The 22047-nt window shown below is 44.8% G+C and carries 24 protein-coding genes; 20 read left to right on the forward strand and 4 right to left on the reverse strand.

The genetic code is table 11. The annotated features are described in order from the left end of the window. Window positions 1-28: 28 nt before the first annotated feature. The 4 genes from ABMB67_RS12445 to ABMB67_RS12460 are packed head-to-tail and all read left to right on the forward strand — an operon-like array spanning window position 29 to window position 3565. The gene (locus ABMB67_RS12445; RefSeq protein WP_354572259.1) at window positions 29-1099 is read left to right on the forward strand and encodes an ABC transporter ATP-binding protein; all 1071 of its coding nucleotides are present in this window, start codon (window positions 29-31) and stop codon (window positions 1097-1099) included. Between the two features lie 13 nt (window positions 1100-1112). Then, window positions 1113-1973 carry a carbohydrate ABC transporter permease gene (locus ABMB67_RS12450; protein WP_251224555.1) on the forward strand — a complete coding sequence of 287 codons (861 nt, stop codon included), beginning with the start codon at window positions 1113-1115 and terminating at the stop codon, window positions 1971-1973. Between the two features lie 14 nt (window positions 1974-1987). Next, window positions 1988-2815 carry a carbohydrate ABC transporter permease gene (locus ABMB67_RS12455; RefSeq protein ID WP_251224526.1) on the forward strand — a complete coding sequence of 276 codons (828 nt, stop codon included), beginning with the start codon at window positions 1988-1990 and terminating at the stop codon, window positions 2813-2815. A 21-nt stretch (window positions 2816-2836) separates the two neighbouring features. Then, window positions 2837-3565: a glycerophosphodiester phosphodiesterase gene (locus ABMB67_RS12460; protein ID WP_354572260.1), complete on the forward strand. Its 729-nt coding sequence runs from the start codon at window positions 2837-2839 to the stop codon at window positions 3563-3565. 75 nt (window positions 3566-3640) lie between these two features. On the opposite strand, the gene ABMB67_RS12465 is transcribed toward ABMB67_RS12460, so the two are convergent. Next, on the reverse strand, window positions 3641-5566 hold the full coding sequence (locus tag ABMB67_RS12465; RefSeq protein WP_354572261.1) for an ABC-F family ATP-binding cassette domain-containing protein: 1926 nt from the start codon (window positions 5564-5566) through the stop codon (window positions 3641-3643). 187 nt (window positions 5567-5753) lie between these two features. Here ABMB67_RS12465 and ABMB67_RS12470 point away from each other — a divergent pair, with 187 nt between their 5' ends. The 7 genes from ABMB67_RS12470 (at window position 5754) to cydS (ending at window position 11196) form a co-directional block, all read left to right on the forward strand. Then, on the forward strand, window positions 5754-6389 hold the full coding sequence (locus ABMB67_RS12470) for a redox-sensing transcriptional repressor Rex (RefSeq protein ID WP_251224529.1): 636 nt from the start codon (window positions 5754-5756) through the stop codon (window positions 6387-6389). A 145-nt stretch (window positions 6390-6534) separates the two neighbouring features. Then, entirely contained in the window at window positions 6535-6714 is a 180-nt protein-coding gene (locus tag ABMB67_RS12475) for a twin-arginine translocase TatA/TatE family subunit (RefSeq protein ID WP_251224530.1), read from the forward strand. A gap of 17 nt (window positions 6715-6731) precedes the next feature. Then, window positions 6732-7490: a twin-arginine translocase subunit TatC gene (gene tatC, locus ABMB67_RS12480; RefSeq protein ID WP_251224531.1), complete on the forward strand. Its 759-nt coding sequence runs from the start codon at window positions 6732-6734 to the stop codon at window positions 7488-7490. A 260-nt stretch (window positions 7491-7750) separates the two neighbouring features. Beyond that, window positions 7751-8284: a DoxX family protein gene (locus ABMB67_RS12485; RefSeq protein ID WP_354572262.1), complete on the forward strand. Its 534-nt coding sequence runs from the start codon at window positions 7751-7753 to the stop codon at window positions 8282-8284. 447 nt (window positions 8285-8731) lie between these two features. Further along, window positions 8732-10063 carry a cytochrome ubiquinol oxidase subunit I gene (locus ABMB67_RS12490; protein WP_251224533.1) on the forward strand — a complete coding sequence of 444 codons (1332 nt, stop codon included), beginning with the start codon at window positions 8732-8734 and terminating at the stop codon, window positions 10061-10063. Window positions 10064-10075: 12 nt separating this feature from the next. Beyond that, window positions 10076-11089: a cytochrome d ubiquinol oxidase subunit II gene (locus ABMB67_RS12495; protein WP_251224534.1), complete on the forward strand. Its 1014-nt coding sequence runs from the start codon at window positions 10076-10078 to the stop codon at window positions 11087-11089. 11 nt (window positions 11090-11100) lie between these two features. Then, a complete protein-coding gene (gene cydS / locus ABMB67_RS23450) occupies window positions 11101-11196 on the forward strand; it encodes a cytochrome bd oxidase small subunit CydS family protein (RefSeq protein ID WP_390189184.1) in 96 nt (31 codons plus the stop codon). Between the two features lie 235 nt (window positions 11197-11431). Here the strand turns inward: cydS and ABMB67_RS12500 are convergent, their stop codons facing one another. Both ABMB67_RS12500 and ABMB67_RS12505 read right to left on the reverse strand, forming a co-directional pair. Continuing rightward, window positions 11432-11647, reverse strand: coding sequence for a YdiK family protein (locus ABMB67_RS12500; RefSeq protein ID WP_354572263.1), 216 nt, complete (start codon window positions 11645-11647; stop codon window positions 11432-11434). Beyond that, window positions 11644-12369 (reverse strand): CPBP family intramembrane glutamic endopeptidase, encoded by a 726-nt coding sequence (locus ABMB67_RS12505; RefSeq protein WP_354572264.1) that lies wholly within the window; start codon window positions 12367-12369, stop codon window positions 11644-11646. The genes ABMB67_RS12500 and ABMB67_RS12505 overlap by 4 nt, the downstream gene beginning before the upstream one ends. Before the next feature lie 317 nt (window positions 12370-12686). On the opposite strand from ABMB67_RS12505, the gene groES reads away from it, so the two are divergent. Together groES and groL are read left to right on the forward strand one after the other, a co-directional pair. Next, entirely contained in the window at window positions 12687-12971 is a 285-nt protein-coding gene (gene groES, locus ABMB67_RS12510) for a co-chaperone GroES (RefSeq protein WP_354572265.1), read from the forward strand. A 46-nt stretch (window positions 12972-13017) separates the two neighbouring features. After that, entirely contained in the window at window positions 13018-14649 is a 1632-nt protein-coding gene (gene groL, locus ABMB67_RS12515; RefSeq protein ID WP_354572266.1) for a chaperonin GroEL, read from the forward strand. 313 nt (window positions 14650-14962) lie between these two features. Here the strand turns inward: groL and ABMB67_RS12520 are convergent, their stop codons facing one another. After that, entirely contained in the window at window positions 14963-15601 is a 639-nt protein-coding gene (locus ABMB67_RS12520) for a GntR family transcriptional regulator (RefSeq protein WP_354572267.1), read from the reverse strand. 250 nt (window positions 15602-15851) lie between these two features. Here ABMB67_RS12520 and ABMB67_RS12525 point away from each other — a divergent pair, with 250 nt between their 5' ends. Genes ABMB67_RS12525 through ABMB67_RS12555 form a run of 7 tightly spaced genes read left to right on the forward strand, consistent with a single transcriptional unit; the run spans window position 15852 to window position 22015 of the window. Further along, the gene (locus ABMB67_RS12525; RefSeq protein ID WP_354572268.1) at window positions 15852-16883 is read left to right on the forward strand and encodes a tripartite tricarboxylate transporter substrate binding protein; all 1032 of its coding nucleotides are present in this window, start codon (window positions 15852-15854) and stop codon (window positions 16881-16883) included. A gap of 50 nt (window positions 16884-16933) precedes the next feature. Continuing rightward, on the forward strand, window positions 16934-17380 hold the full coding sequence (locus tag ABMB67_RS12530) for a tripartite tricarboxylate transporter TctB family protein (RefSeq protein WP_354572269.1): 447 nt from the start codon (window positions 16934-16936) through the stop codon (window positions 17378-17380). A gap of 17 nt (window positions 17381-17397) precedes the next feature. Beyond that, a complete protein-coding gene (locus tag ABMB67_RS12535) occupies window positions 17398-18903 on the forward strand; it encodes a tripartite tricarboxylate transporter permease (RefSeq protein ID WP_354572270.1) in 1506 nt (501 codons plus the stop codon). Window positions 18904-18918: 15 nt separating this feature from the next. Further along, window positions 18919-19623 carry a 4-carboxy-4-hydroxy-2-oxoadipate aldolase/oxaloacetate decarboxylase gene (locus ABMB67_RS12540; RefSeq protein ID WP_354572271.1) on the forward strand — a complete coding sequence of 235 codons (705 nt, stop codon included), beginning with the start codon at window positions 18919-18921 and terminating at the stop codon, window positions 19621-19623. Further along, complete coding sequence (locus ABMB67_RS12545) at window positions 19620-20309, forward strand: RraA family protein (RefSeq protein WP_354572272.1); 690 nt, start codon at window positions 19620-19622, stop codon at window positions 20307-20309. Before ABMB67_RS12540 ends, ABMB67_RS12545 begins: the two co-directional genes overlap by 4 nt. A gap of 24 nt (window positions 20310-20333) precedes the next feature. After that, on the forward strand, window positions 20334-21575 hold the full coding sequence (locus ABMB67_RS12550; RefSeq protein WP_354572273.1) for an aconitase X: 1242 nt from the start codon (window positions 20334-20336) through the stop codon (window positions 21573-21575). A gap of 5 nt (window positions 21576-21580) precedes the next feature. Then, entirely contained in the window at window positions 21581-22015 is a 435-nt protein-coding gene (locus ABMB67_RS12555) for an aconitase X swivel domain-containing protein (RefSeq protein ID WP_354572274.1), read from the forward strand. Window positions 22016-22047 lie beyond the last annotated feature (32 nt).

A 22047-nucleotide genomic window follows, 5' to 3' on the forward strand; every position in this document is an offset into this window, starting at 1 on the left:
GAATTGAACGAGAAAGGGGACCTACAAAATGGCAAAAATCGTCTTGAAGAATGTCACAAAGGCCTTTGATGAGACACAGGTCGTTAAAGATGTAAACGTAACGATCAAAGACGGCTCCTTCACCGTGCTGGTTGGACCTTCTGGCTGTGGCAAATCGACAACGCTGCGAATGATTGCCGGACTGGAAAAGCAAACAAGTGGCGACATTTGGATCGGTGATCGCTGCGTCAATGAAGTGCCGCCTGGAAAGCGCAATATCGCGATGGTGTTTCAAAATTACGCCTTATACCCAACGATGACAGTGAAAGAAAACATTGAGTTTGGCCTGATTAATAAAAAAGTGCCGAAAGCCGAGCGGAAAAAGCTGATCAATGAAATTGCCGAAATTGTCGGTCTGACGGAGTATTTAAAGAAGAAGCCGCAGCATTTATCCGGCGGACAGCGCCAGCGCGTCGCCCTGGCGCGGGCAATGGTCAAAAAGCCGCAGGTGTTTATATTGGATGAACCGTTATCCAATCTTGATGCGAAGCTGCGCAACCAGATGCGGACGGAGCTGATCGAGCTGCATAAACGGCTCGGCACGACATTTGTTTATGTGACGCATGACCAAGTGGAAGCAATGTCAATGGGGGATGAAATTATTCTATTAAATAAAGGAGAGGTCCAGCAGATCGACAGCCCGATGAAAATGTACCGCGATCCGAATAATACGTTTACGGCTGAGTTCATCGGCACGCCGGCGATGAATGTCGTTCCGTATCAACAGGTCAGGATGTATCTTCCGGATGTCAATCTTAAGGCGGGCTATGTTGGTTTCAGACCCGAGGTCGTACGGCTAAGCGGTTCGTCCCATCATGATAACCAGCTCGTTATTCCGGGAGAGATCGTGACGCGGGAAACGTTGGGCGCCGAGATTATTTACAAGGTGAAAACGGCAGCCGGTTTTTGCCGGGTGAAGCAGTTTCAAACGAATGTCGAGGAAGCGACAATGATTCACCTCGCGATCCCGCTGGAGAAGCTCTATTTCTTTGATAAAGACGGAATGCGGATGCGCCATGTCTCAATTGGACAAAAGCCGCTTGTGCTGGAGGGGGTTTAGTTACGTGAATTGGATGGTGCTGCGCCCTTACATGATGATTGCGCCGGCGGTGATCATTTTCTGCCTGTTTTTTATTTATCCCATCTTCTACATGATTTACTTAAGTGCCTTTGATTGGAATTTCGTCAGTCCGACGAAGGACTTCGTTGGATTGGAAAACTTCAAATCGCTGCTGGCCGAACGGGAATTTATCGAAGTGATGCGCAATTCGGCAGTCTATACGTTTCTGACCGTTTTCTTTACGCTGACCATCTCGCTGTTTTTAGCGCTTTGGCTCAATAAGCAGGGGGTCATCTACAGCTTTGTCCAAGGAGCGATTTTCAGTCCGCATATTATTTCGCTAGTCTCGATTTCGATGCTGTGGATGTGGATGATGGATGTTGATTACGGTCTGCTTAACTGGTTTCTTGGACTGTTCGGGATTGATAAGGTGCAATGGCTCACCCACCCGGACACCGCGTTGTACTCCTTAGTCATTGTCGCCGTCTGGAAAGGGGTCGGTTTTAATACACTTGTCTTTATCGCCGGCCTGCAAAGCATTCCAAAAGACATGTACGAGGCCGCATCTTTGGACGAGGCGAGTCCGTGGAGAACATTTACGAAAATTACGCTGCCAATGCTGTCGCCGACGCTGTTCTTTTTGGCTGTGATCAGTATGATTGGCTCCTTTCAAATCTTTGATACGATTTCGATTATGACGCAGGGAGGGCCGATCAATTCAACGAACACCTTCGTCTACTACATCTATGAAAATGGTTTCCGTTTCTTTAAGATCGGCTATGCATCCGCGGCTGGTGTCATTCTGCTGATTGTCGTCAGCCTATTGACGATTATATACTTCCGCCTGCTTGCCAAACGCGTTCACTACCGCTAAGAAAGGAGATGCTTATGAAGTACAAAGTAGTTGCCCTCAAGCTGCTGCGCGCGATTAGCCTGATTTGCATCGTGATCATCTTTGCGATGCCGTTTGTTTGGATGATGTCGACCTCGCTTAAATCACTGGGCGAGACGATCATTTTCCCGCCGAAATGGATTCCTGCGGATTTTCATTGGAGCAATTTTGAAAAGGCGTGGAACTCGGGTCCGTTTCTGCGGTTTTTCGTCAACAGCATCCTCGTGTCTGTCGGGATTCTTATCCTGCAGTTTTGTACGATCATCCCGGCGGCATACGCCTTTGCGCGCTACCGGTTTAAAGGGGATACTTTTTTCTTCGGTTTGACGATGATTACGTTGATGATTCCGGCGCAGCTGATCTTTTTACCAGTTTACTTGCAAATGAGTGCATGGGGCCTGCTTGATACGCTCTGGGCGCTGATTCTTCCGTTTGCTTCAAGCGCCTTCGGTATTTTTCTGCTGCGGCAATCCTTTAAGCAGGTGCCAGAGGAGCTGATTGAAGCGGCCAGGCTTGATGAGGCGAGTGAATGGAAGATCATTATCAAAATTATGGTACCGATGGCCAAGCCTGTATTAATTACGTTCGGTTTGTTCAGTTTTATTACTCATTGGAATGATTATTTCTGGCCGCTCGTCATGACGACGTCCGACGCTTCGCGGACATTGCCTATTGGTGTTACGAAATTGCTGCAGGTCGAAGGCGGTGTCGCCTGGCATATTTTAATGGCCGGCAACATGATTTTGGTTCTGCCGATTTTGATTGTCTTTTTCTTCGCTCAACGTCAAATTATCCGGGCGTTTGTGTATACAGGAGTAAAATAAAAGCAGGAAGGTGACGATAGGATGAAAATAATTGCACACCGGGGCTGGTCCGGACAAGCGCCTGAAAATACGCTGGCCGCTTTTCGGCTGGCATTGGACGAGCCGTTCATTACCGAAGTGGAGCTGGATGTCCACCTGTCGAAGGATGGCATTCCGGTCGTCATTCATGATCATACATTAGAGCGGACAACGAATGGCAGAGGCGCCGTCCGCGATTATACGTTCTTCGAGCTGCAGCAGCTTACTGCCGGCAGCTGGTTCGGCCAGGAATTCATGGCGGAGAAGATTCCTTCTTTAGAGCAGGTATTTCAAATGTTCAAAGGCCGGACGAGTCGTCTCGTGATCGAGCTCAAGCAAACCGCAGACCATTATCCAGGATTGGAGGAAGCCGTTGTGAAGCTGATCCAGTCCTATCAGCTCGAGCGTCAGGTTACCGTCATTTCGTTTGACCACATTAGTGTGAAGACGGTTAAAGACGCTGATGCGGCGATTGAAACAGGGCTCGTTTACCTTGGCCGGCCGACTCTTTTAGTTGAGCAGGCGCGCTATACAGGAGCAAGCTTTATTTCGATGCATTACGCCTATATAACGGAATCATTGATTAATGAGCTAATTCAGGCGGGGATCAAGATCGGCGTCTGGACAGTGGATGATGAGGACACGCTGAACAAGCTTGCAAGCTTTCACGACGAGCTGCGGGTTACGACAAACTATCCCGAGCGCATCATCGCCCTTCAGGCAGCGCACTAAAAAAGACTGAGACAGCAAGGGCTGGACAAAAGGTTGTTTTTACCTTTTGTCCAGCCCTTTGTAGGACGAAGTGCTTTATTCCTGCAGCTGCTCCCATTCTTCCATGTATCTCTCGATAGTTGGATGAAGCTGATCGATTTTTTGCTGGAGAGCCAGAGCCTCCTCGTGATTGGAGTAAATCTCGGGATCACAAAGCGCTTCTTCACATTTGGCAAGCTCCGTTTCCGCCTGTTCAATAAGCTGCTCGAGCTCTTCAATTCGGCGTGCACGCTGGCGTTCCAGTTTTTTCGCTTCCTTGTCCGCCTCATAATTCCGTTTGTCGGACTGTTCCTCTGGTTGGGTCGGGTTCCCGGCTTCCTCCTGTTCCAATTGCTCGCGCTGTTGCATTTCCGCTTTTTTCGTTACATAGTAGTCGTAATCACCAAGATAATTCGTGATTTGACCATTCTCAAGCTCGGCCATTCTTGTCGCAATCCGGTTGAGGAAGTAACGGTCATGTGAGACGAAAAGCAAGGTGCCAGGATAATCAATCAAGGCCGCTTCCAGCATTTCTTTTGCGTCGAGATCGAGATGGTTCGTCGGCTCATCAAGAATCAGGAAATTGGCTTTTTGCATCATTAGCTTCGCCAAGGCAAGGCGCGCCTTTTCGCCGCCGCTTAACGCCGACACTGGCTTGAGCACATCATCCCCACTGAATAGAAAGTTGCCGAGCACGGTCCGGATTTCCTTTTCAGGTAATAACGGATAGTCATCCCACAGCTCCTGCAGCACAAGCTTGTTCGATTGGAGATTCGCCTGCTCCTGATCGTAATAGCCAATCGTTACGTTGCTGCCGAGGCGGATCGTTCCGTCCTGAAGCGGGATTGCCTTCATTAACGCTTTTAATAGCGTCGATTTGCCGGCTCCATTTGGACCGATCAGGGCGACGCTTTCGCCGCGGTCGATCGCCAAATCAAGATTGCGGAAAATCGAGTGCTCGCCGTAGGCTGCATGAAGGCCGGTTGCCCGCAGCACTTCATTTCCGCTTTGTCTGTCAATCTCAAAAGAAAAGGAAGCGGATTTCTCGGAACCTTGAGGCCGGTCGAGCCGCTCCATTTTCTCAAGCTGCTTGCGCCGGCTTTGTGCCCGCTTTGTCGTCGAGGCGCGAACGATATTTTTTTGAATGAAGTCCTCGAGCTTGGCAATTTGCTCCTGCTGCTTGTCATATTGCTTTACTTCAAGCTCGTAGCGCTTTGCCTTCTCCTCGAGGTAATCACTGTAATTTCCGTAGTATTTGGTTGATTTCGTTCTGGAAATCTCAACGACCTTTGTGACGATTTTATCGAGAAAATAACGGTCATGGGAGACGATCAAAATCGCTCCTTTATAGCCGAGCAAATAATGCTCAAGCCAGGTTAAGGTGGAAATGTCGAGATGGTTGGTCGGTTCATCAAGAATGAGCAGGTCCGGCTTTGTCAGAAGCAGCTTTGCTAAAGCAAGCCGCGTCTTTTGCCCGCCGCTCAGCGTGGCAATTTTCGTGCTGTATTCGAAGTCGGCAAAGTTCATCCCGGCAAGCACGGTCCGGATGTCGGCTTCATATTGATAGCCGCCTTTATCCTTGAAAGCGAGCTGCTTTTCATCGTATTCCCGCAGCAGCTTTTCATAGCGCGTGGCGTTTTGCAGTAAATCAGGGTCGGACATTTGCGCTTCCAGCGTGCGCAGCTGTTGTTCCATTTGGCGCAAAGGCTCAAAGACAGTCAGCATTTCATCCCAGATCGACAGGTTGGATTCGAGTCCAGTGTCCTGGGCGAGGTAGCCAAGCTCCATCCCTTTAGGGAGCATCAGCTCGCCCTCATCATAGGAAAGCTGTCCGGCAATGATTTTCAGCAAGGTTGATTTGCCGGCTCCATTACGTCCGACGAGGGCAAGACGTTCTCCAGTTTGGATATCTAGTTTAATATTTGATAAAATAGGCTCTGCACCGAATGATTTTGAAAGATTGATGCACTGTAAAACAATCATGATTTTCCCTTTCTATCTTCTGGCAAGATACGACGTGTTTTCAAAAAAGCTGTATACTGTGAGTGTATCGCAGAATTAATCTTTCAACAACTTATTGAACATGAAACGAAACCACTTACAAACTGTGTGAAATGGTGTACAATGAAAAAATGAGGACCATGTCCTCGCAGGTAGGAGGGAGGCGCTGATGAAAAGTGAGCAAACGAAGATTCCCCAAGCAACTGCAAAGCGGCTGCCTTTGTACTATCGGTTTTTGGAGAATCTCCAGGCCTCAGGAAAACAGAGAGTATCGTCAACAGAATTGAGTGAGGCAGTGAAAGTAGATTCAGCGACCATTCGTCGCGACTTTTCCTATTTTGGAGCACTTGGGAAAAAAGGCTATGGCTATAATGTCAATTATTTGCTTTCTTTTTTTCGTAAGACACTTGACCAGGATGAATTGACGAAAGTGATTCTTGTCGGTGTCGGCAACCTTGGGACAGCCTTTTTGAACTACAATTTTTCTAAAAATAATAATACTGAAATTGTGATGGCGTTTGATGTTGATCAGGAAAAGGTCGGCAAGGACATTGGTGGAGTGACGATCTATCATCTTGAACAGCTGACTGAGCTGATTGATCCGGAGGTGACGGTCGCCATTTTGACAGTCCCGGCTCTCGCTGCGCAAAAGATTGCCGATCAGCTCGTGCAATCAGGAATTAAGGGAATCCTTAATTTCACACCGGCCCGTCTGGACGTGCCCGAAGAAGTCCGCGTCCATCACATTGACCTGTCCGTCGAATTACAGGCGTTAGTTTATTTTCTAAAGCATTATCCCGTATAATAGGAATACTCCGACCGGGAGTATTCCGAAAAGCAAACGGGTGGCGAACGGAGCGGCTTGACGGCCCACCGGGAGTATGACTGCAAGCGAAGTTCCTCAGCGAAGCTGTTGCTGAGTATGCTAAAAGGACAAGGAGGTGCTACCTATGGGATTAGGAGCAGGAAGTATTGCGATTATTGCGCTTGTTGCATTGTTGATTTTTGGTCCGAAAAAACTGCCGGAGCTTGGAAAAGCTGCTGGGAATACACTGCGTGAATTCAAGCATGCAACAAAAGGCTTGGCGGATGATGATGACGATAAAAAGAAAGATAATAACAAAGCCTAAGCAGGAAGGGTTTATCCATGGAACAAAAAGATATGTCGGTGATGGAACACATTGTGGAGTTAAGGCGGCGAATAATCATCACACTCGCTTTCTTTGCAGTGGCTTTTATCGCCGGCTTTTTTTTAGCGACTCCTTTAATCACATATTTGCAGAGCACGCCAACCGCAGCTGATTTGCCGATGAACGCCTTTAAAATGACCGATTCAATCCGGATCTTTATGACGTTCGCATTCGCGAGTGCGTTAATCTTAACGTTCCCAATTATTCTGTATCAGCTTTGGGCTTTTGTCCGGCCCGGCCTTCATGAGAATGAACAGAAGGCGACATTGTCCTATATTCCGCTTGCATTTTTGCTGTTTTTAGCGGGAATCGCCTTCGCTTATTTTATTTTGTTTCCTTACCTGGTTCAGTTCATGAGCAATTTAGCAGAGCGGCTCGGTATTACGGAACAGTATGGGATTAATGAATACTTTACGTTTCTTTTTCAGGTGACGCTCCCATTCGGTGTGTTATTCCAGCTCCCTGTGATCGTGATGTTTTTAACGAGACTGGGGATCATAACCCCGATGCTGTTAAGCCAGGTGCGCAAGCTAGCTTATTTTGTGCTGCTGGTCATCGCCGGGATGATTACCCCGCCTGAAGTCATTTCGCATTTAATGGTCACGGTGCCCCTCTTGCTGCTCTATGAATTCAGCATCTGGGTATCCTATGTGACGTACCGGAAAGTACAAAAAGCAGAAAGAGAACGGGAAGAAGCGGAAGCAGCCGATTCATAATAAAGGTTGAAAAACGAGCAGGGAAACAGGTTCCTGCTCGTTTTTTTGATTAGAGGAATCGATACGATCCTAGGGTAACAGCAGCACAAGAACTATTCCATCTTAAATTTTACACAATAGTTTGTGAAATATTGAACAAAGTGTGAAATGTGTAAGATATGGTAGTCAAATTGATCTAAGTCCGATATACTTACCTTATAAACATTGTGAAAACATTCACAATATCATTTTAAGTGAACATGAATGAGGGGGACATTTTGATGATTGGACAATTTTTACGAGAAAACAAGGTAGTAGCAGGAATTATGGTCATATTACGCCTCTATTTAGGCTGGGCCTGGCTATCTTCAGGAGTTGGCAAGGTGACAGGGGGATTTCATGCGGGAGGTTTTTTGGAAAGTGCGGTAACGAATCCCGTGATGAAGGGGGAGGAAGTTTTATATCCTGTTTATGTAACGTTTTTAGAATCTGTGGCGATTCCGTATGCCGATCTATTTAGTCTCGTTGTCGCCTGGGGAGAGATTCTTGTTGGTTTAGGACTGATTACTGGTATTCTGACTTCTGCCGCTGCTTTTTTTGGCGTAGCGATGAATATGTCCTTTTTATTTGCCGGAACGATTTCTACAAATCCGCTGCTTATTTTGATTTCTATATTTATTATGGCGGCAGGGGCCAATGCTGGACGGTTTGGGGGAGACCGTTGGGTGCTGCCTTATCTACGCCGGCAGCTTTTGCGAAAGAGAGAGGACTTGCATGTTAAGATTGAGCAGCGTGAAGGATTGCTGCAAAAATAAATGATTTAAATGAATAAACTCTGGGGCATTAAGGAGGCACTGACTTTATTCACTGCTTTCAGATCCGGGACACAGGGTGAAAAAAGATCATCCCTGTTCCCCGGTTTTTTCTGCTTTCTCAAAGCAACCTAGCTTACAATCCATTGCGCTGCTGTGTTTAGAAATAATGAACAAATGGTATAGAAAAAAAGAATAAATCATGACAATGTGATTCCTTTCACAAAATATTCATTGATCATTTTCTCGGCGGCTTTTTCGATATGTTACAATCGCCTTGTAAAACCTATAGTGATAGTGGCAGTAGTGAAAAGCTTGTCTTGGCTCAATTTTAAAGCCCATTTTAATTTGAATGTGAAAAGGTGAGCATTTTGTAAAAGGATGAATAAAAAATTTACAGGATGATGAAAAAAGATGCCTTTGGTGTTTTTCTAAGGAGGGTGAGGAGAAATGATGGAGTACGATCCGGTGATATACAGTCGGATATTAACAGGTGTGACGTTGGGCTTTCACGCGATTTTTGCGACAATCGGGGTCGGTATTCCGCTATTAATTGCGTTGGCGGAATGGATCGGAATTAAGCGAAATGATGAGCATTACCGCTTGCTTGCGCGTCGGTGGGCGCGCGGGTTTGTGATAACGGTGGCGGTCGGAGTCGTGACAGGAACGGCTATCGGCCTCCAGCTAAGTTTATTGTGGCCCAGCTTTATGGAGGTTGCCGGGCATGCGATCAGTTTGCCAATGTTTATGGAGACATTCGCGTTCTTCTTTGAAGCGATCTTTCTTGGGATTTACCTTTATACGTGGGATCGTTTTAAAAAGAAAATTCATCACTGGCTGCTGGTGATTCCGGTGGTGATCGGCGCTTCGGCTTCGGGATTTTTTATCACGACGGTCAATGCTTTTATGAATTCACCTTACGGAATTACAGTGGAGAACGGGGTTATCACGAATATTAACCCGCTTGCGGCGATGTTTAATCCGGCGACGCCGACCAAGGTCGCTCATGTTCTTTCATCAGCTTATTTAACATCGGCCTTCATTCTGGCCGCGATTGCCGCGATTTATTTACTGCGGGGCAATCAACATGTTTATCATAAAAAAGCTCTACATTTAACGATGACGGTCGCTTGTGTATTTGCCATCGTCACCGCACTGATCGGCGATTTGTCCGGTAAATATTTAGCGGAATATCAGCCGGAAAAGCTTGCGGCGGCTGAGTGGCATTTTGAGACGACGACGGAAGCGCCATTGATCTTAGGCGGAATTTTGACCGAGGATGGAGAGATTGCTTATGCGCTGGAGCTCCCGTATGCTTTAAGCATTCTTGCCCACGGAGATCCGGGGGCAGAGGTAATCGGCCTCGAGGAATTTCCTGAAGAAGACTTGCCGCCGATGATCGTCCATTATTTATTTGATTTGATGGTCATAAGCGGGATCTTCCTGGCTGCGGTTTCGATGTTGTTTGTCATCATGCGGCTCAGAAAGAAATGGAATGAGCATAATAAGCCGCTGCTGTGGGCGATTCTTGCCGGTGCTCCGATTGCGCTATTCGCGATTGAAATGGGCTGGTTCTTTGCAGAGATTGGCCGGCAGCCTTGGATTCTCAATGGCTTTATGAGAACCGCGGAGGGAGCGACTACGTCTCAGCATGTTGACCTGATGCTCTACCTCTTTATTTTGCTCTATTTGGTACTGGCGGTGTCATGTGTGACCGTTTTACGGAAAATGTTTAAATCGAATCCGGTTGAACAGGAATTACTTGATCGGGGAATCGAATAGAGGGGGGAGATCATGAATTATGAATTAATTGGAATTACCGTGTTGTGGACATTCTTATATGGCTATTTAATTGTCGCGTCGATTGATTTCGGCGCCGGCTTCTTTAGCTACTATTCGACAGTAACCGGACGGGAGCATATTATCAACAAAGTGATCAACCGTTATCTTTCCCCGGTCTGGGAAGTGACCAATGTCTTTCTCGTATTCTTTTTCATCGGCATTATCGGTTTCTTTCCATCGACGGCGTACTACTATGGCACGGCTTTGCTGATTCCCGGGAGTTTCGCGATTGTTTTGCTGGCGATCAGAGGCTCGTATTATGCCTTTTATCATTACGGCTTCCGTGGAAACCGGCTCTATAAGTTTCTGTATGGGGCGACGGGGCTGTTGATTCCCGCTTCCTTATCGGTTGTGCTGACGATTTCAGAGGGTGGCTTTATCGTCATCGAGAACGACAATGTCATGCTTGATTACGGCGCCTTGTTTTCCAGCTTCTACTCATGGTCGGTCGTTATTCTGGCGATTGTCAGCGTGCTTTACATTTCGGCCTGCTTCCTGACGTTTTATGCTTATAAAGCGCGGGATATGAAGGCGTTTGAGGTATTAAGAGGCTATGCGTTATTCTGGAGCTTTCCGACGATTTTGGCAAGCGTGCTCGTCTTCTTTGCCCTCAATCAGCATAACCCGGTGCATTTTGCCAAGATGGTGGATATATCATGGGTGTTCAGCTTATCCTTTCTGTTTTTCCTTGGCGCCGTCTATTTTGTCTGGAAAAAGCGGCAGCTCGGTTTAGCCTTTATCTTTGTTATGCTCCAGTTTGCCACGGCCTTTTTCGGCTATGGAGCGTCTCATTTGCCGTATTTGCTCTATCCGCATTTAACGATTTATGACGGCTTTACGAACGAGGCGATGGCCATTGCGCTGATCGTCGCCTTCATAGCCGGTCTCTGCCTGCTAATTCCGTCACTCTATTTGTTAATGCGCCTGTTTCTGTTTGATAATAAATATGTGGAAGGACGAAAATAGGAGGTGGGGTTGTGAACTTCTTTCTGATTATGATCGCACCGATACTCATCGTCGTACTGGCGGTACTCGGACTTTTTTGGTGGGGAGCAAGGGGGAAAAAGAACTGACAATGCTCACTTCGCTTTTACGTTAGTTTGTCTCGGGTTGGTGACGCTGGAGGAGAGGGCAGGTTGAAATCCACCGGCGTGCCGGTTCGTTCAACGCCCGCTTGCGGAAAGCGTGCCCCCATCCCGGGAGCGGGTTCAAAGCTTTGGATCGTGACAAATCCTTATACCAAAAAAAGCCTGTCGAACCTCTCGCTTTTGCGAGACTTTGTCGACAGACTGAAAGAAGTGACAATGCTCACTTCTTTTTTTTATTTTGCTTTTGGACTTGTTTGATGACCCGACGCAGGCGAAAGAAGCGCAGGGAGATCATAAAGTCGATCGCGGCGAATGAAATAATTAACAAGCTCCATACGGTCCAGCCTGTGCTGCTTACACTTTGAATCGCGAAAAAGACGAGCAGACAGCCGACAAAAAAGTAAAGAAGCGCCATCATTAATGGCGATGCTCTCATAGTAATCCTCCTGTAATCATTGACATTTGCTGTTCAAGTTCCTCAAGCTGTCTCATCCATCTCTCAAGATCATCAACAAGCAGGACGTTGACGACTGATACGAACAGGTTAAGGGAGACATGGGCAACAATCGGGACAAGGATCCGTTTCGTTCTGACATACAAGTAGGCAAAGACAAAGCCCATCGCCGTGTAAACGAGTAAGTGAGTGAAATCGAAATGGATCGCCGCAAAAATAAGGGAACTGATAAAGCCGGCAATCCAGAAATTAAACCGTTTATACAACGCCCCGAAAATGACAAGCCGAAATACGATCTCCTCCAAAATCGGTCCAATCACGGAAACGACGATAATAAAAGCCGGTAACGCCTGGGCAAATTCAATGATTTGCTGTGTATTCTCTGAGCCAGCTTCAATTCCGAACAGATAAACCTCAATTAAAGCGGCCGCATATTGGGCGGCGAAAACCATGAAAACCCCAATGATTGTCCAGCGTACTGCTTCGCCGCGCGAAGAACGCCCGCGAACCATATGGCGATCCCGCATATCGGGTGCAAGTAGAAGGAGGATAACGAGAAAGCCGAGACCAAAGCTGAACAGGCTCCAAATCCCGGGAATCTGCTCTTGTGCAACGCCGAGGTTTCTGAGAATAATTACCCCCGGTATCGCTGATAGCTGCATGATGACATATGTGATCAGAATCCACCAATATCGTTTATTCAATATGCTTTTCTCCTTTTTATATAAGGTCTATACATAATAAACTGTACTTATAACTAACAAGCATCTTCTCATTTTATCATATTTTATAGCGAAATAAGAAGGGAAGCGCCCAACTGAATAGAAAAGAACAAAGAGGGAATAAGCAGGAAGGATTTGGAGAAGCTAGGTGAGAAAATTGACTCGTTTTGTCGTTATTTTTTTTTGATAAAAGACTTGCAAAATAAGGACGATATGATTATCATAATAATTGTGTTAGCACTCAGTGCTAATGAGTGCTAATAAAATTATAATCAAAGGTTTGAAGGAGGGTGTTTTCCTTGTTAAAGCCATTAGGTGATCGAATTGTGATTGAATTAGTTGAATCTGAGGAAAAAACTGCAAGCGGAATTGTATTACCGGATTCTGCGAAGGAAAAGCCTCAAGAAGGAAAAGTCATCGCTGTTGGAACCGGCCGTGTAACGGACAACGGTGAGCGTATCGCGCTTGAAGTAAGTGAAGGTGACTCGATTATTTTCTCTAAATATGCGGGCACTGAAGTAAAATATGACAACAAAGAATATCTCATTCTTCGTGAAAGTGATGTTCTCGCTATTATCGGTTAAGGATCGAAAAGAGGATCTACATACAATCAATTAGGAGGTAGAAACGATGGCAAAAGACATTAAATTTAGCGAAGACGCACGCCGTTCAATGCTTCGCGGTGTTGATGCATTAGCAAATGCGGTAAAGGTTACGCTTGGACCAAAAGGACGCAACGTCGTTCTTGAGAAGAAATTTGGGTCTCCATTAATTACAAACGATGGTGTAACAATCGCCAAGGAAATCGAGCTTGAAGATGCCTTTGAAAACATGGGTGCGAAGCTTGTTGCTGAAGTAGCGAGCAAGACAAACGATATTGCAGGGGACGGGACAACAACTGCAACGGTTCTTGCGCAGGCTATGATTCGCGAAGGACTTAAAAACGTCACGTCCGGCGCGAACCCGATGGTGATCCGCAAAGGAATTGAAAAAGCGACAGCAGCTGCTGTGGAAGAGCTTAAAAAGATTTCTAAGCCAATCGAAGGAAAAGCATCGATTGCACAGGTTGCGGCGATCTCTTCGGCTGATAATGAAGTCGGTGAAATCATTGCTGAAGCAATGGACCGCGTCGGAAACGACGGCGTAATCACAATTGAAGAATCAAAAGGGTTCTCAACTGAGCTTGAAGTCGTAGAAGGTATGCAATTTGACCGCGGTTACGCTTCTCCTTATATGGTAACAGATTCTGATAAGATGGAAGCTGTTCTTGACAACCCTTATATTTTGATTACAGACAAGAAGATTTCTAACATTCAAGAAGTTCTTCCTGTGCTTGAGCAAGTGGTACAGCAAGGCCGTCCAATCTTAATCATTGCTGAGGATGTAGAAGGCGAAGCGCTTGCGACTCTCGTTGTCAACAAGCTTCGTGGTACATTCAACGCTGTTGCCGTTAAAGCTCCTGGCTTTGGTGACCGTCGTAAAGCAATGCTTGAAGATATCGCGATCCTTACTGGCGGTGAAGTGATTACAGAAGATCTTGGTCTTGACCTGAAGTCTGCTACAATTGAGCAGCTTGGACGCGCCGGCAAAGTTGTTGTCACAAAAGAGAACACAACCATTGTCGAAGGCTCCGGTGCAGCTGACCAAATCGCAGCTCGCGTTAACCAGATCAAAGCACAGGTTGAAGAAACAACTTCTGAATTTGACAAAGAAAAGCTGCAAGAGCGTCTTGCTAAGCTATCTGGCGGTGTCGCCGTTCTTAAAGTCGGTGCTGCAACAGAAACTGAGCTTAAAGAACGCAAGCTTCGCATCGAGGATGCCTTGAACTCTACCCGCGCCGCGGTAGAAGAAGGTATTGTCGCTGGTGGTGGTACAGCGCTGATCAATGTAATCCAGGCTGTTCAAGCTGTTGATGCAGAAGGTGACGAAGCAACTGGTGTCAACATCGTTCTTCGCGCTCTTGAAGAGCCAGTTCGCCAAATCGCTCACAACGCAGGCCTTGAAGGTTCAGTAATCGTTGAACGCCTAAAAGGCGAAGCAGTCGGCCAAGGCTTCAATGCCGCGACTGGCGAGTGGGTAAACATGGTTGAAGCCGGTATCGTTGACCCAACGAAGGTGACACGCTCTGCCCTTCAACACGCAGCATCTGTCTCTGCAATGTTCCTCACAACAGAAGCAGTAATCGCCGACAAGCCTGAAGAAAACGAAGGCGGCGGAATGCCTGACATGGGCGGCATGGGCGGAATGCCTGGGATGATGTAATCTTAAGCTAAAAGCTTAAAATAAGGTTTTGGCACCCTCGATGTGAGGGGAGGAACCCCCACATTGAGAATAGTTTTACAATAAGTCTCTCATAAGTTCACTGAACTTGTGGGAGGCTTTTTCGTCATATCTTGGTTGCCTGTACGATGTGGCTCTAGGAGGTGAAATCTAAAACGAGGTTTGATTTCCATCTTAGTAAAAATGAGCCGTTGCGGAGCGATAAGCTGGCTCCCCTTCATTCTGGACAGAGAATCGGATCGTTCTAGAAGAATTAGTAAGGTCATTAGCAGTTGAGTCACAAAAGCTTCCATTCCTAATCTTCAATAAATGCCAAAACGGTATCTCTCCCTTGGTACATATGTTCATGCATTGCTGATTTGGCGCGTGCGCCATCTTTATTGATAATAGCTTTTGTTATGTTTTCATGGGCGATGACGGATTGCTCGAGACGGCTTTTGTTATACCAGTACAAGGATTGATAAACAAGTGGGTCAATGACTACCTTTGATAATAAGAATCCGATATATTCATTATTAGTCGCCTCTCCTAGAGTTTTATGAAAGGAGTGATTAATTTGCATGGCTTTTTTTATGATTTCTTTGTCTTGATTTTTATTAAAGATCTCTAGTAAACTATGATATTCTTCATTTGCCTTTTTTAATAGACTAATATGCTCTTCCGTTCGGTAAATAGCTGCTTGATAAGCCATTTCCCCTTCTAATAAAATACGTAGGCCGTAAATTTTCCACACATCCTCCTTTGTATATTTTGTTACTTTCATTCCTCTTTTTAAGGGTGTAATGAGTCCCTCATTTTGTAATTGCATAACCGCTTCTCGGACAGGTGTTCTGCTTGTATTAAAATCATGAGCTAATGCTTCTTCTGTTAAACGATCGCCAGGCTTGTACGCTCCTATGATTATTTTTTCTCTAATCAGATCATATATGGACATTCAAGGTTCCTCCCTGTTTGTATACAAACTAAAATAACTAAAATTATGATACATTAAAAATTGCTTAAAATAAAGGGTTTTATGACTAAGAAAACAATAATATTTATTTTTTCTGAAAATTATATTGACTCTTTGTATACAAACGACTATATTTTAGTTACAGGTTGTTCGCTTAATAATGAAAGCGATTACTTGTATACACCAATTTTTCTTTTTGTTAATTCACTTATTGAGGAGGCGTTAAAGAAAAATGAACATCAAAATGAAGAAAGGATTTTTTCAGGTGCGAGGTCTTTGTGTAGCAGGTATTTTTGCAATTATGTTGGCTGCCTGTGGAACTGAAGCAACACAATCAGACGGAGAAAGAAATCACGAAGCAACTGCTGATGCTAGTAATGAGTTAGCTTATCCTGAAAAAGAAATTTCGGTTATCGTTCCATGGGCTGTAGGAGGAGGTACGGATGCGATTGCGCGCCAAATTGCTTCCTTTATGGAACAAGAACTAGATAGTCCAGTTGTGATTGTAAATAGAGAAGGCGGAGGTGGCGTAGTAGGTTTTAGAGAGATCGCTGAAGCTGAGCCAGATGGTTATACGATCGGTTTTATTTCAAACTCCTTACTTCTCCAAAAGTATTCTAGTCAAACCTATCAAGACTATGAAGCATTTGAAGCAATTACACTTGTAAATGAAGACCCGGCAAGTTTAACAGTTAAGGCGGATGCGCCTTGGGAAACGGCTGCAGACTTCATAGAGGAAGCAAAAAGTAATCCAGGGAACTTTCGGATTTCAAACTCTGGACCAGGAGGCATTTGGCACGTATCTGCTTTGAAGTTAGCAAGTGACAATGGTGTTGAATTTTCTCATGTGCCTTATGATGGTGGAAATCCGGCAGCTGTGGCCGCCGCCGGTGGATTTGTCGAAGCCACGACTGTCAGTGCAGCGGAGATGCAAAGTCTAGTGAATGCGGGAGAATTGAGAATTTTAGGTGTAGCAGGAGAAGAAAGATTACCTCAATTCCCTGATGTTCCTACTCTAAGAGAGCAAGGGGTTGACACATCCATTGGTGTATGGAGAGGGTTTGTAGCTCCAAAAGGTACACCACAGGAAATAATTGAGGTTCTTGATGCGGCTATTACTAAAGCAATGGAAACAGAGGAATACCAAACGTTTATGAACACTGGTGGGTATGGAATTCGCCATGCATCCACGACAGACTTTGCTTCTTTTATGGATGAAGAGGATGCGAATTACAATGAATTATTTGAATCGATGGAAGAGTGAAAACAACCTGTAAAGAGGCTACTTTAAATTCGATTAAGGGAGAGAATGTTGTGGCGATTGCAAATTTCATCTTTATAGCAATTGTGGTCACCATAAGTTTGTTAGTATTGGTAACAACAAAAAGCTTCCCAATGGGTGACTATACGGTAGGGTTTGGACCAGGCTTTTTTCCCGTGATCACCGCTATGATAATGCTGGGTTTAAGTCTCCTACTAATTATACAAACTATACGAACAAAAGATAAGAGTTTATTTAATATGAATATGAAAGCGCTTAAATTTCCTGCCATACTAGTTGGGCTGCTTATCATCTATTCAATCATGTTAGAGTATGTAGGATTTTTTCTTTCAACTGTTATGATACTAACTGTAACAATGATTGCGTTTAAAACAAGATTGGTTAAATCACTGATTATTTCAGTCGTCATCACTGCATTATTGTATGTAGGATTTAAGTTAGTTCTAAAGGTTCCTCTACCTGAAGGAATAGTTATGTAATCCTAGGAGGAAATGATATGTCTCCATTTGATTTGTATACAGCTGGTTTATCGAATGTATTTGTACCTGAAGTCATTTTTATGTTACTTGTCGGAACGATTGCGGGAGTTATTATCGGTGCGCTGCCGGGTTTAACAGCGATCATGGGGGTGGCCATTATGACCCCGTTAACTTTTGGTATGAGCACGGAGATGTCGTTCGCTTTGCTTCTAGGCGTATTTAGCGGTGGGGTATATGGAGGCTCAATGACAGCTGTGTTAGCGAATATCCCGGGCACGCCTTCTTCCATGATGACTGCACTGGATGGATACCCACTCGGGCAACGAGGAGAGGCGGGAAAAGCGATTGGAATGGCAACGGTGGCCTCTTTTATTGGGGGGATTATTAGTGTGGTTATCCTCTCAATCTTTGCTCCTTATATTGCGAGGGTAGCTCTTAACTTTAGTGCTCAGGAGTATTTTTCCGTTGCTGTATTTGGTCTTGCGGTTATTGCCTTTATTAGCAATGGTTCGATGATTAAGGGAATTTTATCAGGGTGTATCGGTTTGTTAATTGCTTCAATTGGAATGGACCAGATGTCAGGGTTTGAACGATTTACTTTTGGAAGTGCCGAGCTACTAAGTGGGTTGGAACTTATCCCTGTGCTTATTGGCATCTTCGGATTAGGTGAAATATTGATTGTTGCTTCTGCCTCATTAAAAGGGGTAAAAACGAATAAACAAATTGGTCGAATCATTCCAACTAAAAAGGAACTAAAAAGCAATATACTAACGATCTTTCGAGGGTCAGCTATTGGGAGCTTTATTGGTGCGGTGCCAGCTTCAGGTGGAACGATTGGAGGGATTATTGCTTATGGATTAGAAAAGCGAATTTCCCGTAATCCTGAAAAATTTGGAACAGGGACGTTGAAAGGGGTTGCTGCACCAGAGTCAGCAAATAATGCGACCACTGGTGGAGCGATGATTCCAATGCTAACTTTAGGAATACCTGGTGATGCCATTACAGCATTATTAATTGGCGCACTAATTCTTCACGGGCTGCAGCCTGGTCCCTTATTATTTGAGAACAATCCCGATACGGTTTCGATGATTTTCATTCTGTTAGCTCTTTCAAATTTTGTTTTTTTAGGGGTAGGACTACTAGGGGCAAGAGTAATTAGTAAAGTAATGGATACCCCCATGGGAATACTGCTGCCGATTATCTTAGTACTATGTGTAGTTGGAACCTATTCCATTCGTAACTCATTTTTCGATATTGGTGTTTTAATCTTTTTTGGAGTAGTTGGCTTTTTATTTAACAAACTTGATGTTCCAGCAGCTCCTCTTGTTCTCGGGTTTATTTTAGGACCTCTTGTAGAAACAAATTTACGTCGCTCTTTAGTTTTATCAGAAGGTGACTTAATGGTATTTTTTACTCGGCCGATTAGTGGAGCTTTCTTAGTCTTAACGGTATTGATCTTTGTTGCTCCATTGCTTAGTAAACTTTTCAAAAAGAAACGAACAGAAACAAATCTAAAACTGTAAAGGAAGTGAAATAGTTTGATACCACATATTATTGAAGAAATTAAACGACCTGATGAAGATCTTGTTAAGGAATTTTCTTACCAATCAACGGCAACTGTACATGAAGCGATGGGAAAACGGGGTGCTGTTCATTCTTCCATTAAACCATTATATAGCGGCATGCGTCTTTGTGGTCCTGCCGTAACACTTAAAGGGCATGCAGCTGATAACTTAATGCTTTTAAAGGCGCTTGATATGGCCCGACCGGGTGATATTATCGTTGCGGATATGGGGCAGATGACAGAAGCGGGGCCATGGGGGGAAATCACGACATTTCAGGCAAAAGTCCGTGGAGTTGGAGGGTTTATAACAAATGGGTCTGTCCGCGATGCTCTTGCGATTAAAGAGTCGGGTTTTCCAGTGTTCTGTAAGTCCATATGTATAAAAGGAACTGGAAAAGAAGCGCTTGGCTATATAAATTACTCGGTTTCGATGGGGGATACTCTTGTAAACCCAGGGGATATAATACTTGGGGATGAAGATGGAGTGGTCGTCATTCCACTTCAAGAAGCAGAAGAAATTCTCCAAAAATCACGTGAGCGTGAAGAAAGAGAAGCGGAGCAAAAAAAACGCATCAAACAAGGGGACTCTTTCTTTCATTTTATGGGGTATGACAAGGTTCTACAAGATAAAGGGTGTCGAATCACTAAGACAAGCGCAAGGGAGGAAAATGTACGATGACTCAAATGGTAAAGCGCCCTTCTAATGAATTAATTGAAGGATTTAAAGAAGTTTCTACTTGTAATGTATCTGATGCACTGGACAAATTAGGCTTGAAAAGTGGGATAGCAGGGATACGTCCACTTTTTGATTGCGAGAAAGTGGTTGGTCCGGCGATTACGATGAAAATTATTCCTTATGGCCCGGAAGTACCAGAAGGGCATTTAGGCGCTGATGCGTTGGAATTTGCTGAGCTTGGTGATGTTATTGTCATCGATAATGGAGGTCGTGTTGATCAAAATTGTTGGGGAGAAATTCTTGCTTTTGCCGCACAGCAGAAAGGAATTGCCGGTGTAATCATTGATGGTGCTGCTCGTGATATCGATATTATTAGTGAAATTAAATTCCCTGTTTATGCGCGGGCCATTGTTCCATTTACGGCTAGAGGCCGCAACGTCCAAGGTGGGTTTAATTGTACAATTCAAGTAGGTGGAGCGCAAGTGCGGCCAATTGTTGATATTATCATGGCTGATATCAATGGAGTTGTCGTTATTCCAACAGAACGGGCAGAGGAAGTGCTCCGGGTCAGTAAAGAGTTGTTTGACCGTGAAGTGGAAATTGGTCGTTTACTGAAATCAGGTCTTTCTTTTGCTGAAGTTGATAAAAAATCTGGTTACGACAAGATGCTTGAGCGAAATTCGAAATAAGGTTTAGGGAATGGAGGGCGAATCATGTATCTTACAGATGAAGAAAAAGAAATGTTAGATGGAAAAAAGGGACCATCCGTTAAAAAATCAATGGAAATCCTGGTAGCTCTTGGAGAAAGCTTCGGAGCAAAAAGATTAATCCCGGTAAAGAGTGTTCATATGGCAGGATCCTCTGTTGTTGTAGCGGGAGATGCCGGTACAAAGTTCGTTGAAGATATGCAAAAATCAGGCGGTGAATTTGTCACGAAAGTAACGACAAATCCTACAGCCATGGACCCTGATAAATGGAGGGACATTGGGATTTCCGATGAAGATCATGAACTTCAAGGTCGTTTATCAGATGCTTATAAAAATATGGGGGCAAATACGTGTAATACTTGTACACCTTACTTAGTTGGTAACACTCCGCGCTTTGGCGAGCATTTAGCCTGGGGAGAATCTTCAGCCGTTGTTTTTGTAAACTCTGTCTATGGAGCGCGTACGAATCGTGAGGGGGGACCAAGCGCTCTTGCTTCCTCGTTGACGGGCAGAACCCCTGAATATGGCTTTCATTTAAAAGAAAATCGATATGGCAAGATTCTTGTAAAAGTGGAAGCAGATTTAAAGGATATGACCGATTTTGGAACGCTTGGCTATTTTGTTGGGAAAGTGGCTGGTCAGGATACGCCAGTTTTTTGCGGGATTCCTGAGAATCCGAGTTTGGAGGACTTAAAAGCATTAAGTGCCGCTCTTGCTTCGTCTGGTTCAGTCAGTATGTTTCATGCGGTGGGAGTAACACCTGAAGCTCCCTCCCTCGATGAGGCATTTGGAGGAAAGAAACCTGAAAAGACGCTCATTTTTACAGAAGAAGAAAAGCTTAAAGCTGAAAAGGAACTAGATAAAGAGCCGAGTGATCACGTGGATTGGATCCAAATTGGTTGTCCAAATGCGAGTATTGAAGAAATCAAAGAGGTTGTTAAAGAATTAGAGGGCAAAAAGGTCCATCCGGGTATCACTCTTTGGGTAACAACTTCTGCGGCGATGTATGCGATGGCTGACAGAGTAGGGTATATCAAAGCAATTGAAGATGCAGGGGGGACCGTAATTAGAGAAACTTGCCCATTCTTGGCTAGAACGACACAGTTTGCACCCGAAAAGGGCTATAAAACGTTAACAACGAATTCGGCAAAGATGGCTTTTTATGCGCCTGGGATGTTTGGTCTGCCTGCACACTATGGGAACTTGAAAAAAGTAATGAGGGCAGCTACTACAGGGAGATGGGGGTAACGAACGTGGCTGAAAAAAAAGTAAGACTTAATGGGCGTAAAATTTTTAAAGGGCAGGCAAAAGGAGAAGCAATCGTGTGCACAGAAGCAATCAGCTTTAATGGTGGGGTCGATAATTTAACTGGAATTGTTACTGAACCAGGACATCAATTGAAAGGCCAAAATATTGCTGGGAAAGTTTTAATATTTACAACGGGAAAGGGCTCTACAGGAGGTTCTTATAAAATCTATGATATGGCAGAACGTGGAACTGGACCAGTCGCTTTTATTCAAATAAGTGCTGAGCCAGTAACAACCATCGGTGCTATTATGGCGAATATTCCGGTAATTGCAGAATGTGATCAGGATCCAACTTTGTCAATTGAAACAGGTGATTATGTCGAGTTGGATGCGGATAAGGGGTCAATTATTGTTACAAAGAGAAATGGAGAAACAGTTTAATAGTCGACAAGAAGGGAAGCATATTAGATTCT

Origin of the sequence: Halalkalibacter oceani (genome assembly GCF_040544555.1) — a bacterium.
Classification (GTDB): Bacteria; Bacillota; Bacilli; order Bacillales; family Bacillaceae_D; genus Halalkalibacter; species Halalkalibacter oceani.